General features: G+C 69.4%; 13 protein-coding genes. All 13 read right to left on the reverse strand.

Translation table 11 applies throughout. The annotated features are described in order from the left end of the window. Positions 1-50: 50 nt before the first annotated feature. The 13 genes from nuoL to M6B22_RS09975 all read right to left on the reverse strand — a co-directional run bounded on the left by nuoL (position 51) and on the right by M6B22_RS09975 (position 14080). Positions 51-1958 carry an NADH-quinone oxidoreductase subunit L gene (nuoL, locus tag M6B22_RS09915; RefSeq protein WP_269445598.1) on the reverse strand — a complete coding sequence of 636 codons (1908 nt, stop codon included), beginning with the start codon at positions 1956-1958 and terminating at the stop codon, positions 51-53. A gap of 13 nt (positions 1959-1971) precedes the next feature. Next, positions 1972-2271 (reverse strand): NADH-quinone oxidoreductase subunit NuoK, encoded by a 300-nt coding sequence (nuoK, locus tag M6B22_RS09920; RefSeq protein ID WP_269445599.1) that lies wholly within the window; start codon positions 2269-2271, stop codon positions 1972-1974. Then, the gene (locus tag M6B22_RS09925; protein WP_269445600.1) at positions 2268-3071 is read right to left on the reverse strand and encodes an NADH-quinone oxidoreductase subunit J; all 804 of its coding nucleotides are present in this window, start codon (positions 3069-3071) and stop codon (positions 2268-2270) included. The genes nuoK and M6B22_RS09925 overlap by 4 nt, the downstream gene beginning before the upstream one ends. Beyond that, entirely contained in the window at positions 3064-3687 is a 624-nt protein-coding gene (gene nuoI / locus M6B22_RS09930; RefSeq protein ID WP_269445601.1) for an NADH-quinone oxidoreductase subunit NuoI, read from the reverse strand. The genes M6B22_RS09925 and nuoI overlap by 8 nt, the downstream gene beginning before the upstream one ends. After that, positions 3680-4966, reverse strand: coding sequence for an NADH-quinone oxidoreductase subunit NuoH (gene nuoH, locus M6B22_RS09935; protein WP_407935678.1), 1287 nt, complete (start codon positions 4964-4966; stop codon positions 3680-3682). The genes nuoI and nuoH overlap by 8 nt, the downstream gene beginning before the upstream one ends. A 47-nt stretch (positions 4967-5013) precedes the next feature. Next, positions 5014-7464 (reverse strand): NADH-quinone oxidoreductase subunit G, encoded by a 2451-nt coding sequence (locus M6B22_RS09940; protein ID WP_269445603.1) that lies wholly within the window; start codon positions 7462-7464, stop codon positions 5014-5016. After that, the gene (nuoF, locus tag M6B22_RS09945) at positions 7465-8763 is read right to left on the reverse strand and encodes an NADH-quinone oxidoreductase subunit NuoF (protein ID WP_269445604.1); all 1299 of its coding nucleotides are present in this window, start codon (positions 8761-8763) and stop codon (positions 7465-7467) included. 1 nt (position 8764) lies between these two features. After that, a complete protein-coding gene (nuoE, locus tag M6B22_RS09950) occupies positions 8765-9727 on the reverse strand; it encodes an NADH-quinone oxidoreductase subunit NuoE (RefSeq protein ID WP_269445605.1) in 963 nt (320 codons plus the stop codon). Beyond that, positions 9724-11040 carry an NADH-quinone oxidoreductase subunit D gene (locus M6B22_RS09955; RefSeq protein WP_269445606.1) on the reverse strand — a complete coding sequence of 439 codons (1317 nt, stop codon included), beginning with the start codon at positions 11038-11040 and terminating at the stop codon, positions 9724-9726. Before M6B22_RS09955 ends, nuoE begins: the two co-directional genes overlap by 4 nt. Next, the gene (locus M6B22_RS09960; protein ID WP_269445607.1) at positions 11037-11768 is read right to left on the reverse strand and encodes an NADH-quinone oxidoreductase subunit C; all 732 of its coding nucleotides are present in this window, start codon (positions 11766-11768) and stop codon (positions 11037-11039) included. The genes M6B22_RS09955 and M6B22_RS09960 overlap by 4 nt, the downstream gene beginning before the upstream one ends. 7 nt (positions 11769-11775) lie before the next feature. Beyond that, positions 11776-12315: a NuoB/complex I 20 kDa subunit family protein gene (locus tag M6B22_RS09965; protein WP_269445608.1), complete on the reverse strand. Its 540-nt coding sequence runs from the start codon at positions 12313-12315 to the stop codon at positions 11776-11778. 2 nt (positions 12316-12317) lie between these two features. Beyond that, positions 12318-12680, reverse strand: coding sequence for an NADH-quinone oxidoreductase subunit A (locus M6B22_RS09970; RefSeq protein WP_269445609.1), 363 nt, complete (start codon positions 12678-12680; stop codon positions 12318-12320). 86 nt (positions 12681-12766) lie between these two features. Then, positions 12767-14080, reverse strand: coding sequence for a geranylgeranyl reductase family protein (locus tag M6B22_RS09975; protein ID WP_269445610.1), 1314 nt, complete (start codon positions 14078-14080; stop codon positions 12767-12769). Between the last annotated feature and the right edge of the window lie 746 nt (positions 14081-14826).

A 14826-nucleotide genomic window follows, 5' to 3' on the forward strand; every position in this document is an offset into this window, starting at 1 on the left:
GCCCGAGCCGGCGAGCGGGATCAGGACGAGGATCACCAGTGCCACGTTGTTCACTGGAACCTCACCGCCAGCAGCACGGCCACGACGGCGATCGAGCCGCCCAGCATGGACAGCGCGTAACTTCGCACGAAGCCGGTCTGCAGCCTTCGGAGCCGGCCGGAGCCACCGCCGAAGCCCGCCCCCAGGCCGTTCACCGTACCGTCGACGCCTCGGTTGTCGAAGAAGACCAGCGCACGGGTGAGCCACTGGCCGGGCCGCATCAGCACCGCCTCGTTGAACGCGTCGCCGTAGAGGTTGGCGCGGGCCGCCGTGGTGAGCGGACTGCCCACCGGCTGCTCGACCGGCACCGGACGCGTCCCGAACGCGACCCATGCGCCGAACACGCCGAGCAGCGCCACCACGATGGTGATCACCGCGAGCACGACCGGCGAGATGGTGTGCACCCCCTCTTCCACGCTGTGGCCGACGGACGGGCTGAGCCAGTGCTGCACGCCGCCGCCGAAGATCAGCAGGTAGCCGCCGACCAGGGACAGGACGGCGAGGATGCCCATCGGCAGCGTCATCACCCGGGACGCCTCGTGCGGGTGCACGTCGTCCTCCCAGCGGCGCTCGCCGAGGAACGTCATCACCAGCGCACGGGTCATGTAGGCCGCGGTCAGCCCGGCGCCGAGCAGGGCGGCCAGCCCGAGGATCCAGCCGGACGTCCCGCCCTTGTCGAACGCCGCTTCGATGATCTTGTCCTTGGTGAAGAAGCCGGTGAACGGCGGGATGCCGATGATCGCCAGCCAGCCGCTCGCGAACACCGCGAACGTCACCGGCATCACCCTCGCCAGGCCGCCGAAGCGGCGCATGTCGATGCGGTCGTTCATCGCGTGCATCACCGCACCCGCCGACAGGAACAGCGCGGCCTTGAAGAAGCCGTGACCGAGCAGGTGGATGATGCCGATCGCGTACACGCCGGGCCCGAGCCCCACGGCCAGGAACATGTAGCCGATCTGGCTCACCGTCGAGTAGGCGAGCACCTTCTTCAGGTCGTCCTGCCCGAACGCGCTGATGCAGCCGTAGAGGATCGTGACCGCACCGACGATGACCACCAGCGTGCGCGCGGCCTGCGATGCGTTGAAGATCGGTGCCGAGCGGGCGATCAGGTAGACGCCCGCGGTGACCATGGTTGCGGCGTGGATGAGGGCCGAGACAGGCGTCGGGCCCTCCATGGCGTCCGGCAACCAGGACTGAAGCGGCACCTGGCCGGACTTGCTGCACGCACCGACCAGCAGCATGATGCCGATCGCCGCGGCCACACCCTTGCTCGCGTTGCCGTCGGCGCCGAAGTGCGCGAAGACGCCGGCGAAGGAGGTGCTGCCGAAGTAGGCGAACATCAGCATGATCGCGATCGACAGCCCGACGTCGCCGACCCGGTTCGCGAAGAACGCCTTGTTGCCGGCCGTGGCCGCGCTGTTGCGGTTGTAGTAGTAGGAGATGAGCAGGTAGGAGGCCAGACCCACGCACTCCCAGCCGACGTAGAGCAGCAGGTAGCTGTCGGCCAGCACGAGCAGCAGCATCGCGGCGATGAAGAAGTTGAAGTAGCCGAAGAAGCGCCGGCGCCCGGGGTCGTGGTCCAGGTAACCGACGGCGTAGATGTGGATCAGCGAGCCGACCCCGGTGATCAGCAGCGCGAAGGTGAGCGCGAGCGGATCGAGCAGCAGCCCCGCGTCGACCTGGAAACCCGCGACCGGGATCCAGGAGAACAGGTGCTGGTCGACCAGCCGGTTGTCCTGGCCCTTGACCGAGAAGAACAGGATCACCGTGTACACGAACAGCGCGACGGGCAGCCCGGCACCGAGCAGGTGCCCCCACTTGTCGGTGCGCCGGCCGCCGACGAGCAGGATCGCGCTCGAGATGAGCGGCAGGGCGATGAGCAGCCAAGCCCCGCTCTGGACGCCGCTAGCTGGGTTCATGAGCGCGCAGCCCCTAGTACTTCAGCAGGTTCGGGTCGTCCACGGACGCCGACCTGCGGGTTCGGAAGATGGCCATGATGATCGCGAGCCCGACGACGACCTCGGCCGCGGCCACGGTCATCACGAAGAACGCCATGATCTGCCCGTCGAGGCTGCCGTTGATGCGGCTGAACGTGACGAGCGAGAGGTTGACCGCGTTGAGCATCAGCTCGACGCACATGAACACGACGATCGCGTTGCGGCGCACCAGCACGCCGACTGCACCGACCGAGAACAGCGCGGCGGACAGCACCAGGTAGTAGGTCGGCGTCATCGCTCGTCACCACCGCGTTCCTCGAGCTCGCGGGCTTCCCGATCACGCTCGTACGTGCTCGGGGTCTGGCGCCCGACGGACGTCCCGGCCATGAGCGACTCCTGCGAGATGGACCCGTCCGGCAGCAGCGCAGGCGTGCCGATGGAGTTTCCCGACGACAGCACGCCCGGGCCGGGAAGCGGCTGCGGACGCCCGGAGCGGATCCGCTCGCGCGCGATCGACTTCTGCGTCGGCTTCGGCTCGTCGCGCTCGGTGTGCGCGAGCACCATGGCCGCGATCGCCGCGACGATCAACAGCGCCGAGGTGAGCTCGAACGCGAACAGGTACCGGGTGAACAGCAGCTCGGCGATCGAGTGCACATTCCCGCCGGCCGCGTTCTGCTTGTCCAGGTCGACGGGCGTCTCGTTCGACAGCGCACGGCCGACGCCGATCGCGACGAGCAGCGCGAAGCCGAGCCCGAACAAGGCGGCCACCCAGCGCTGCCCGCGCAGCGTCTCGACGATCGAGTCGGACGAGTCACGGCCGACCAGCATGAGCACGAACAGGAACAAGATCATGATCGCGCCGGTGTACACGATGATCTGCACCAGCCCCAGGAACGGGCCCTGCTCGATCAGGTAGAACATGCCGAGCGACATCATGGTCGCGACCAGCGAGAGCGCCGAGTGGATCGCGTTGCGCAGCAGCACCATCCCGATCGCGCCGGCCAGCGAGATCGGCCCGAGGACCCAGAACGCGACGGCCTCCCCGAGGGGGACGTGTCCGTGCATCAGCGGCCCGGCGGCGAGCAGCTCATGCATGGTGGCGACCCACCTCGATCGCGATCCCGGTGATCGGCCGGCCCGCCGGGTTCGCCGTGCTCTGCGGCGCGCCCTGCTGCAACGGCGCCTGAGACTCGACCGTGTAGTAGTCCTTCTCGTCGTCGCCGAGCCGCATCGCGTGCGGCGGCGCCTCCATCCCCGGCAGCAGCGGCGCCATCAACTGCTCCTTCGTGTAGATCAGGTCCTGCCGGTTGTCCAGCGCCAGTTCGTACTCGTTGCTCATCGTGAGCGACCTGGTCGGGCAGGCCTCGATGCACATGCCGCAGAAGATGCAGCGCAGGTAGTTGATCTGGTAGACCTTGCCGTACCGCTCACCCGGGGAGTAGCGCTCTTCCTCGGTGTTGTCACCGCCCTCGACGTAGATCGCGTCGGCCGGGCAGGCCCAGGCGCACAACTCGCAGCCGACACACTTCTCCAGCCCGTCCGGGTGCCGGTTCAGCACGTGCCGGCCGTGATAGCGCGGTGCGGTCTCGTAGAAGTCGAACGGGTACTGCTGCGTGTACGTCTTCTTGAACATGGTCCCGAAGGTGAGCCCGAAACCCTTGGCGAAGCCGAGCAGGGTGCCGCCCGGTTCGCCGCTCTGAACGTCAGCCATCAGCGTTGTCTCCCTCCGAGACGGAGGCTCTCGGCGCGGACGTGGTCGCCAGCCGCTTCGGCGTGGGGACGACAAGGTCCATCGGTGGAATCGGGAAGGTGGGCTCGAGCCGAGCGGCAGCCTCGTCCTCGGCCACCCGGTCCGCGGTTCGACGGGCCGCGGCGCCCTCGAGCACCATGAGTGCGGGGATGACGACGACGATCAGGACGAGCGCCAACGGCAGCGCGGTCGCCTTCCACGAATCCCAACCCCGGTCGCGCAGCACATGGATCGCGGTGACGGCGAGGATCCAGACCAGGTTGATCGGGATCAGCACCTTCCAGCCCAGCTGCATGAACTGGTCGTACCGCAGCCGCGGCAAGGTGCCGCGCAGCCAGACGAACACGAAGATGCACAGCACGACCTTGATCACGAACCAGAGCATCGGCCACCAGCCGTGGTTCGCGCCGTGCCACAGCGAGATCGGCACCGGGGCGCGCCACCCGCCGAGGAACAGCGTGGTCGCGAGCGCGGACACGGTGACCATGTTGATGTACTCGGCGAGGAAGAACATCGCGAACTTGAACGACGAGTACTCGGTGTGGAAGCCGCCGACCAGTTCGGACTCGGCCTCGGCCAGGTCGAACGGGGCACGGTTCGTCTCGCCCACCACGCACACCGCGTAGATGCAGAACGAGACGAACAACGGCACGACGTTCCAGATGTGCCGCTGGCCGTAGATGATCCCGCTGGTGGACATGGTGTCGCTGAACAGGAACACCGCGACCATCGACAGGCCCATGCCGACCTCGTACGAGATCATCTGGGCCGCCGAGCGCAGGCCACCGAGCAGCGGGTAGGTCGAGCCGGACGCCCAGCCGGACAGCACGATGCCGTACACGCCCAGACTGGAGCAGGCGAACACGACGAGCACGCCGACCGGAAGGTCCGTTAGTTGCAGCGCCGTCTTGTGCCCGAACATCGAGACCTGCGGGCCGAACGGGATCACCGAGAACGCGAGGAAGGCCGGCACGGCCGACAGGATCGGAGCGAGGAAGTACACCGGCTTGTCGGCAAGAAGCGGGATGACCTCTTCCTTGAAGGCCAGCTTCACGCCGTCGGCGAGCGACTGCAGGATGCCCCAGGGGCCGGTGCGGTTCGGGCCGATGCGGTTCTGCATCCGGCCGACTACCTTGCGTTCGAAGACGATCGCGAACAGCGTCATGACGACGAGGAATGCGAACACGGCGACGACCTTGATCAGCGAGAGCCAGATCGGCTGGTCCCCGAAGCCGGGCAGGTTCTGGGCGCTCGCGACCAGCTCACGCGCGGAGTGACTGGCGCGGATCACTGTCCACCCCCTGCCGCGGCGGCGGGATCGGCGCCGACGACCGGTGGGGCATCGGCGTTGGCCAGCCGCACGCTCGCGCCGGACGTCACGCCGAGCGTGCTACGGACCCGGCAGTCGCGCGCGTTGGTCGGCAGCCAGACCACGCCGTCGGCAACGTCGGCTATCACCGCGGGGGCGACCACGGTGCCGGCGCCGGTCGAGACGGCCAGCGTGCCGCCGTCCCGGATGCCGGCGGCCACCGCGGTGGCGGCGGACAGGATCGCGCGGGCGGGCTTGGCGGTGCCGGCCAGGTTCTCGTCCCCGTCCTGGCCCCGCCCGGCGTCGAGCAGCTCGTGCCAGGTGGCCAGCAGCACCTCGCCCTCGGCCGGGGTGGGCGGCGCGGCGGCGGCCACCGCCGGAGCGGCCGGACGGGCGCCCCAGCCACCGAGCCGCGCCAGCTCGGCGCGCACCAGCCCGACGGTGCGCGTGTTGAGCGAGACGTCCAACTCCTCGGCGAGCGCGTCCAGAACCTGCGCGTCCGAGAGCGCGGTGGTGTGCAGCGTCGCCTCGAACGGGCGGCGGCGCCCCTCCCAGGTCACGAACCGGCCGGCCTTCTCGGCGGCCGGCGCGACCGGCAGCACCACGTCGGCGTGCTCGGTGACCACGCTGTGCCGGATCTCGAGCGAGACGATGAATCCGGCCCGCTCCAGCGCCTGCGCGGCCACTGCGGGGTCGGCGACGTCGTCGGGGTCCACCGCACCGACCACCAGCGCGGCGAGCGAGCCACCCGCCGCGGCGGCCAGGATGGCGTCCACATCGCGACCCGGTTGCGCAGGCAGCTCGGCCCCCCACACCGCGGCCACCTCGCCACGCGCAGCCGCGTCGGTGACCGGACGGCCGCCGGGCAGCAGGGTGGGCACCGCACCGGCGTCGACCGCGCCGACCTCGCCGGCACGGCGCGGCACCCAGGCCAGGGCCGCACCGGTGCCGGCGGCCAGCGCCGCGACCGCGCTCAGCGCGCCGGGCGAGGACGCCAGCCGCTCACCGGCGAGGATCACGGCACCGGGCTGCGCGAGCGCCTCGGACACCGCGGCGTCCAGCGTGTTCAGCGCGTTCGCCTCGCCGCCGGGGACCGTCTTGATCAGGGTGCCGTCGAGCTTGCGCACCCCGGCGGAGCGCAGCGGCGCGATCGTCCAGACCTTCGTCCGACCCAGCCGGGTGCTCTTGCGCAGCCGCAGGAAGACGATCGGCGACTCCTCCTCCGGCTCGAAGCCGACGAGCAGTACCGCAGGCGCCGCGTCGAGCGACTCGTACGACACCCGTTGCGGCGTGGTGCCCGCGACGTGCGAGCCCAGGAACGAAAGCTCCTCGGCGCTCACCGGGCGGGTGCGAGCGTCGACGTCGTTCGTGCCGAGGGCCACGCGCGCGAACTTCGCGTACGCGTAGGCGTCCTCCTCGGTGAGCCGGCCGCCGGGCAGCACGCCCACGCCGCCGCGATCGATCGCCTCGCGCAGACCCGTCGCCGCGCGCTCGAGCGCCTTGGGCCAGCTCGTCTCGACCAGCTTGCCGTTCTGGTCACGCACCAGCGGGGTCAGCAGCCGATCGGGTTGGGTCGCGTACCTGAACGCGAAGCGGCCCTTGTCGCAGTTCCACTCCTCGTTCACCTGCGGGTCCTCGCCGGCGAGCCGGCGGGTGACCTTGCCGCGGCGGAAGTCGGTGCGTTGGGCGCACCCCGACGCGCAGTGCTCGCAGATCGAGTCGGCCGAGCGCAGGTCGAACGGGCGCGCCCGGAACCGGTAGGACGAACTGGTGAGCGCGCCGACCGGGCAGATCTGGATGGTGTTGCCGGAGTAGTACGACTGGAACGGGACGTCCTCGCTGGTACTGATCTCCTGCTGCCAGCCGCGGTCGAACATGTCGATGAACGGATCGCCCGCGATCTGCTCGGAGAAGCGGACGCAGCGCAGGCAGGAGATGCAGCGCTCGCGGTCGAGGAGCACGTTCGTCGAGATGGCGATCGGCTTGGGCCAGGTGCGCTTGACGTCGCGGAAGCGGGACTCGCCGCGGCCGTTGCTCATCGCCTGGTTCTGCAGCGGGCACTCGCCGCCCTTGTCGCAGATCGGGCAGTCGAGCGGGTGGTTGATCAGCAGCAGCTCCATGACGCCCTGCTGCGCCTTGTCGGCTACCACCGAACTGAGCTGCGTCTTCACCACCATGCCGGGCATCACCGTGGTGGTGCAGGACGCGGCCGGCTTGGGCATGCCGCGCCCGTTGCCCATGTCGGTGACCTCCACCAGGCACTGGCGGCACGCGCCGGCCGGCTCGAGCAGCGGGTGGTCGCAGAAGCGCGGGATCTGGATGCCCAACTGCTCGGCCGCGCGGATCAGCAGCGTCCCCTTCGGAACCGACAGCTCGAACCCGTCGATGGTGAGCGTGATCAGGTCTTCCTTGGCGGGTGCTTCGCTCATTTAGTGTGCTCCTGCCAGGGTGCGCGCGCCGGCGTGCGGGCATCCGTTGTGCTCGACGTGCGCGAGGTACTCCTCGCGGAAGTACTTGATCGAGGACATCACCGGGCTGGTCGCGCCGTCGCCCAGCGCGCAGAACGCGCGGCCCAGGATGTTGTCGGACAGGTCCAGCAGCGTCTCGACGTCCTCGATCGTGCCGCCACCGTGCTCCAGCCGGTCGAAGATCGCGACGTACCAGTAGGTGCCCTCACGGCACGGCGTGCACTTGCCGCACGACTCGTGGGCGTAGAAGTCGCTCCACTTCTGCACGGCGCGCACGACGCAGTCGTCCTCGTCGAAGATCATCACAGCGGAGGTGCCGTTCATCGAACCGGCCTTGACCGCCGCGTCGAAGTCGAGCGGGATGTCCAGCTGCTCGGCCGTGAACATCGGTGTCGACGAGCCCCCGGGCGTCCAGAACTTCAGTTCCTTGCCGCGGCTCATTCCGCCCGCGAGCTCGAGCAGCTCACGCAGCGTGGTGCCCATCGGCGCCTCGTACTGGCCGGGGTTCTTCACCCGACCGGACAGCGAGTAGATGCACGGGCCCGGCGAGCCCTCCGGCCCCATCTTCTTGAACCAGTCGCTGCCGCCGAGAACGATGTACGGGACGCTGGCCAGCGTCCCGACGTTGTTCACGGTGGTCGGCTTCTGGTACAGCCCGTTGGTGGCGGGGAACGGCGGCTTGAGCCGGGGCTGGCCGCGCCGTCCCTCGAGCGAGTCGAGCAGCGCGGTCTCCTCGCCGCAGATGTATGCGCCGGCGCCCGCGTGCACGGTGATCTCGCAGTCGAAACCGGAGCCGAGGATGTCGGTACCGAGGTAGCCGCGTGCGCGGGCCTGCTCGACGGCAGCGGTGACCCGGCGGATCGCGTGCACCGCCTCGCCGCGGATGTAGATGAACGCGCGTGCCGCCCGGATCGCGAAACAGCTGATGATGATGCCCTCGACCATCGAGTGCGGGTCGTTCATCATCAGCGGCATGTCGCGGCAGGTGCCCGGCTCACCCTCGTCGGCGTTGACCACCACGTAGCGATCGCCGCGGGGCACGCCCTTGGGCTCGGCGACGAAGGACCACTTCATCCCGGTCGGGAAGCCGGCGCCGCCGCGGCCGCGCAGGTTGGCGTCCTTGACCAGTCCGATCAGGTCGTCCGGCGTCATGGTCAGTGCCTTGCGCAGCCCGGCGTAGCCGTCGAGCCGCTCGTAGTTCTCGATCTTCCACGGCTGGTCGGTGCCGAACCGCTTGGTGAGGACGGGAGCCAGTGGCACGTCAGTCCTCCTTCTTCGCGCTGGTCTTGCGAACGCGCTTGGCCGGAGCGGCCTTCGGCGTCTCGGCGGGTGTCGACTTCGCCTCGGTCGCACCGGCCGGCGTCGCCGACCCGTCCGACTCCGCGGTCCGCAGCGGGGCGTCATGCGCGCTCGTGGGCTGGTCGGACGTGTGCGCCGCCGGGGAGCCGGCCGCGCCGCCGCCGTCCTGCGTGGCGTAGGACGGCGCGGTGTCGCCGCGCTCGAGCGCGAGCTTGACGCCCACCTCGGTCGGCACGCCGCCGCTCGGCGCGTCCTGGGCCAGGCTCTGCTCGTCGAAGAAGCCGGCGACCTGCCGCTCGATCTGCCTGAACGTGCACAGCGGCGCGCCGCGCGTCGGCACCGGCCGCGAACCGGAGCGCAACTCGTCGACGATGTTGCGCGCGCTGCCGACCGTCTGGTTGTCGAAGAACTCGTAGTTGACGGTGACCACGGGCGCGTAGTCGCACGCCGCCAGGCACTCGGCGTGCTCCAGGGTGATCGATCCGTCCGGCGTGGTCTCGTTGTTGCCGACGCCGAGCGTGTCCTTCAGCGCGGCGAAGATCTCGTCGCCGCCGAGCATGCCGCACAGCGTGTTGGTGCAGACGCTGACCAGGTACTCGCCGGTCGGGCTGCGCTTGTACATCGTGTAGAACGTCGCGACCGCGGCGACCTGCGCCTTGGTGATGCCGAGCTTGTCGGCACAGAACGCGATGCCGTCCGGCGTGACGTAGCCCTGCACCGACTGGACCAGGTGCAGCATCGGCAGCAACGCCGAGCGGGCCTGGCCGGCCGGGTAGCGCGCGATCAGCTCGTCGGCCTCACGGTCGGTCTGCGCGTCGAAGATGCTCGGATCGCCGGGACGCTCCAGGTTGATCACCGAGGTGCGGAAGTTGACCCCGCCCGCGTCGGTCGAATCGGTCTGCACCGACAGTCGTGGATTCGTCACCGGTCGCAACCACCCATCACCGGGTCGATCGAGGCGACGGAGGCGATGACATCGGCGACCATGCCGCCGATCGCCAACGTCGCCGTGGCCTGCAGGTTGATGAAGCTCGGCTCGCGGAAGTGGATCCGGAACGGGCGCGTGCCGCCGTCGCTAACCACGTGCGCCCCGAGTTCGCCACGCGGCGACTCGACCGCCGAGTAGACCTGGCCGGGCGGCACCCGGAAGCCCTCGGTGACGAGCTTGAAGTGGTGGATCAGCGCCTCCATCGAGGTGCCCATGATGTGGTGCACGTGCGGTAGCGAGTTGCCCATGCCGTCCGGCCCGAGGGAGAGCTTGGCCGGCCAGCCGATCTTCGGGTCGTCGATCATCGTCGGGCCGGGCTCGAGCCGGTCCAGCACCTGCTCGACGATCTTCAGCGACTCCCACATCTCGGCCACCCGCACCACGTACCGCGACCAGCAGTCCCCACGGTCATCGGTCGGTACCTCGAAGTCGAACGTCTCGTAGCCGAGATACGGGTCGGTCTTGCGCAGGTCCCACGGCAGGCCGGCGGCGCGCAGCATCGGACCGGTGACGCCGAGCGCGATGCAGCCCTCGACGCCGATCCAGCCGACGTCCTTGAGTCGGTTGACCCAGATCGTCTGGCCGGTGAGCAGCTTGTCGATGCCGACGAGCTCCTCACGCATCTCCTTGATCCACTGGCGGATCGCCTCGTCGTAGCCGACGGGTAGGTCCTGCGCGACGCCGCCGGGGCGCACGTACGCGTGGTTCATGCGCAGCCCGGTGATCAGCTCGAAGATGTCCAGGCACCGCTCACGGGCGCGGAAGCCGTTGGTCATCGCGGTCAGCGCGCCGAGCTCCATACCGCCGGTGGCCAGCCACACCCAGTGCGAGGACAGCCGGTTGATCTCCATCATCAGGATGCGGATCAGCCGGGCCCGGTCGGGAACCTCGACGCCGAGCAGCCGCTCCACGCCCATGCAGTAGGCGGTCTCGTTGAAGAACGGCGACAGGTAGTCGGCGCGGGTCAGGAAGGTGACGGCCTGCGTCCAGGTGCGGAACTCGGTGTTCTTCTCGATGCCGGTGTGCAGGTACCCGACCACGACGCGAGCGTCCGTGACCGACTCGCCTTCGAGTTCGAGCACGAGTCGAAGCACGCCGTGCGTGGACGGGTGCTGCGGGCCCATGTTGAGGACCAGACGCTCCTCGCCGAGGTGCTCGCCGGCGATGACCTTGTCCCAGTCGCCACCACTGAGGTTGTAGATGCGGCCCTCGGTGGTCTCGCGGCTCGGTGCGTAACTGTCCTGACTCACTTGTATGCCCTCCGCTCGTCGGGCGGCGGGATCGTGGCGCCCTTGTACTGCACCGGGATCCCGCCGAGCGGGTAGTCCTTGCGCTGCGGGAAGCCGTCCCAGTCGTCCGGCATCAGGATCCGGGTCAGCGCCGGGTGGCCGTCGAAGATGATGCCGAACATGTCGTAGGTCTCGCGCTCCTGCCAGTCCGCGCCGGGGTACAGCGCGGTGACGGAGGGGATGTGCGGGTCCTCGACGCTGACCGCGACCTCCAGCCGGATCCGCCGCCGGTAGGTCATCGACACCAGGTGGTAGACGGCGTGCAGGCGGTGCTGGGTGCCCAGGTAGTCGACGCCGGACACGCTCGAGCACAGTTCGAAGCGCAGGCCCGGGTCGTTGCGCAGCGCCGTCGCGACGGCGAGGAGGTGTTCCCGCGCGACGTGCAGGGTGAGTTCGCCCCGGTCGATCACGACCTTGGTGACGCCTTCGGGGCAGACGGCCTGCAGGCCGTCGACGACCTCGTCGAAGTAGGAGCCGTACGGGCGTTCGGCGGCGGCCGGCACCCAGGCCTCGCGGACCAGGCCACCGAAGCCGGACGTGTCGCCGGAGCCGGCGACACCGAACATGCCGTGCCGGTCGGCCCCCCGGTCGTCGTTCGGTCCCTGTGCAACAGTCGACCGCTCGATCTCCGCCGCGCTCTGTTCCGGCGCGGAGTTGTCCGGGACGGGTCGCTCCACCGGTCCGCTCATCGCGAGATCACCGGCCGTACTTGATGGACGAGGGGACGAGTTCGACGCGCTGGTCCGCCAGTTTCGCCGCCCGCTTCGGTCCGAGCGGCTCGTTCATGATCTTGGTGTGCAGCTTGAGGATCGCGTCGATCAGCATCTCCGGGCGCGGCGGGCAACCCGGCAGGTACATGTCGACGGGCACCACGTGATCGACGCCCTGCACGATCGCGTAGTTGTTGAACATGCCGCCGGAGCTGGCGCAGACGCCCATCGCCAGCACCCACTTCGGATCGGGCATCTGGTCGTAGATCTGGCGCAGCACCGGGGCCATCTTCTGGCTGACCCGGCCGGCGACGATCATCAGGTCGGCCTGCCGCGGCGAGGCGCGGAACACCTCCATGCCGAAGCGCGCCGAGTCGAAGCGCGGCGCGCCGAACGTCATCATCTCGATCGCGCAGCAGGCCAGGCCGAAGGTGGCCGGCCACAGCGAGGACTTGCGCGTCCAGTTGACGATCTTCTCGACGCTCGCGAGCAGGATCCCGTCCGGAAGCTTCTCTTCAAGACCCACGGCTAGTCCCAATCCAGCCCGCCGCGGCGCCACACATAGGCGTACGCGGCGAACACGGTGACGATGAACAAGATGATCTCGACCAGCCCGAACAGCCCGAGCATCTTGTTCGCCACGGCGTACGGGTACAGGAAGATGATCTCGATGTCGAAGACGATGAACAGCATCGCCGTCAGGAAGTACTTGATCGGGAACCGGTTCGGGCCGAGCGGCTGCGGAGTCGGTTCGATGCCGCACTCGTAGAAGTCCAGCTTGGCCTTGTTGTAGCGGCGCGGGCCGACGAACGGTGCGATCACCACCGAGAACAGCGCGAAGGCCAGGGCCAGCGCGAACAACAGAACGATCGGCAGATACGGCGCAAGCATCTAGCGCAGCTCTCCCTTCAGACGCACGGCGTGACGCGGTGCAAAGGCTAGTCGGTCGACGCGTCGCAGATTTTGCTTAGGCATGCCTAACGGACCGCCGGGGTGAGTCGGGTCAGCACGGAGATCACCCGGTCGGACAGGTCGCCGTCATGCGGGTCGGTGAGGTTCGCCAGCAGCTTGAGGACGAAGCGCATCAGCGCCGGGTGCGGCAGGCCGTGCCGGGTGCAGGCCTGCATCACCTTGGGGTTGCCGATCAGCTTCACGAAGATCGCGCCGAGCCGGTAGTACGCGCCCCACTCCTGCTGCATCCGCTTGGGGTACTTCGCGAGCGCGTCCTCCCGCGCGGGACCGGACGCCCTGCGCAGCGCTTCGACCGCGGCCTCGGCGGCGAACTTGCCGGACTCCATCGCGTACGGGATGCCCTCGCCGTTGAACGGGTTGACGCTGCCGCCGGAGTCGCCGACGAGCAGCAGGCCGCGCAGGTAGTGCGGCGTGCGGTTGAACCCCATCGGCAGTGCCGCTCCGCGGGTCGGGCAGGTGGCGTTCTGCTCGCGCAGTCCCCACTCCTCGGGCGTGTTGTCCAGCCAGCGGGTGAGCATCGCCCGGTAGTCGGTCTTGCCGAAGCCGGCGCTGGAGTTGAGCACGCCCAGGCCCGCGTTCACCGTGCCGTCGCCCATGCCGAAGATCCAGCCGTAGCCGGGCAGCAGGTTCGACTCGTTCGCCTTGCCGTCCCATAGCTCCAGCCACGACTCGAGGTAGTCGTCATGGGTCTTGGAGCTGGTGTAGTAGCGGCGGACGGCGACGCCCAGCGGCCGCTTGTCGTTGCGGTGCACGCCGAGTGCCTGGGCGAGTTTGCCGCTCACCCCCTCGCAGGTGAGCACGAGCGGGGCAGTGAACTGTAGCGGCCGCTTGTCCTGGCCGCGGGCCCGCACGCCGGTGACCCGGCCGGCGGAGTCGAGGGTCGGCTCGGTAACCGTGACCTGCTCGTGCAGCCGGGCGCCGGCCTTGACCGCCTGCGCGGCGAGCAGGGCGTCCAGGTCGGCGCGCGGGCGGACCAGTCCGTACGGCGGGAAGCTGGACAGCTCCGGCCAGTTCAGGTGCAGCCGCTGGCCGCCACCGACGACGCGCAGCCCCTTGTTGTGCAGCCAGCCGGCGTCCTCGCTGACGTCGATGCCCATGTCCAGCAGCGCTCGCGTGCCGCGCGGGGTGAGCCCGTCACCGCACACCTTCTCGCGCGGGAAGGTGGTCTTCTCCAGCAGCAGCACGTCGAGCCCGGCCGTCGCCAGCCAGTAGGCGGCGCTGCTGCCCGCCGGCCCGGCGCCGACCACGATCACATCGGCGCTGCTGCGGTCCTCGGGTACGTCCGACTGCGGGCGCACCTCGGTGCTCGGCGCTGTCATCCTCACCAGTCCCCGTTCGATCTCGTGCGGACTTTGTGAACGGTTTCACGAGCTGTCGCCGCTGAGTCTAGGCGCTCGTCGAAACCGCGTCTGCAGGAGAGGTATCGCGGTATTCGCGCGGCGTGCGCTTACCCGCGCGAAAGCGGACCGGCCGCCTCGCGGCGGAGCGGTGGCCGCGCCGGCGGCAGCAGCGGACCGGCCGCGTCAGTGGCAGGAGCAGTGCTGGTCGCGTCAGTCGGGTTCTGCAGGCAAGCATGCATGCAGAGCCCGATCACGCTGACGACCTGTCGGCGGAGCGGCGGAGCAGTGCTTGTCGCGTCAGCGGGCGGAGCAGTGCTAGTCGCGTCAGTCGGGTTCTGCAGGCAAGCATGCATGCAGAGCCCGATCACGCCGACGACCTGTCGGCGGAGCGGCGGAGCAGCGGAGCAGCGCTGGTCGCGAGCTGTCGGCAGACCGCCGGAGCAGTGCTTGTCGCGTCAGTCGGGTTCTGCAGGCAAGCATGCATGCAGAGCCCGATCACGCCGGCGAGCTGTCGGCGGACCACCGGCCACCCGCCCGCCGGCCACCGGACCGCCGGCCACCCGCCCGCCAGCCACCCGGCAGCGGACCGCGCCTCACTCACCCGCAGGGTGAGGAGCCCTACCTTCCCGACATACCGGAACGGTTCGGCCGCGAACCGCCCACAGTGGTCGTGGCCGGGCTAGGATGCGCCACGATCGGGGGGAAAGCGAGCCTCATTGCGCCGG

The sequence above is a fragment of the Jatrophihabitans cynanchi genome (assembly GCF_027247405.1).
GTDB classification, from domain to species: Bacteria; Actinomycetota; Actinomycetes; order Mycobacteriales; family Jatrophihabitantaceae; genus Jatrophihabitans_B; species Jatrophihabitans_B cynanchi.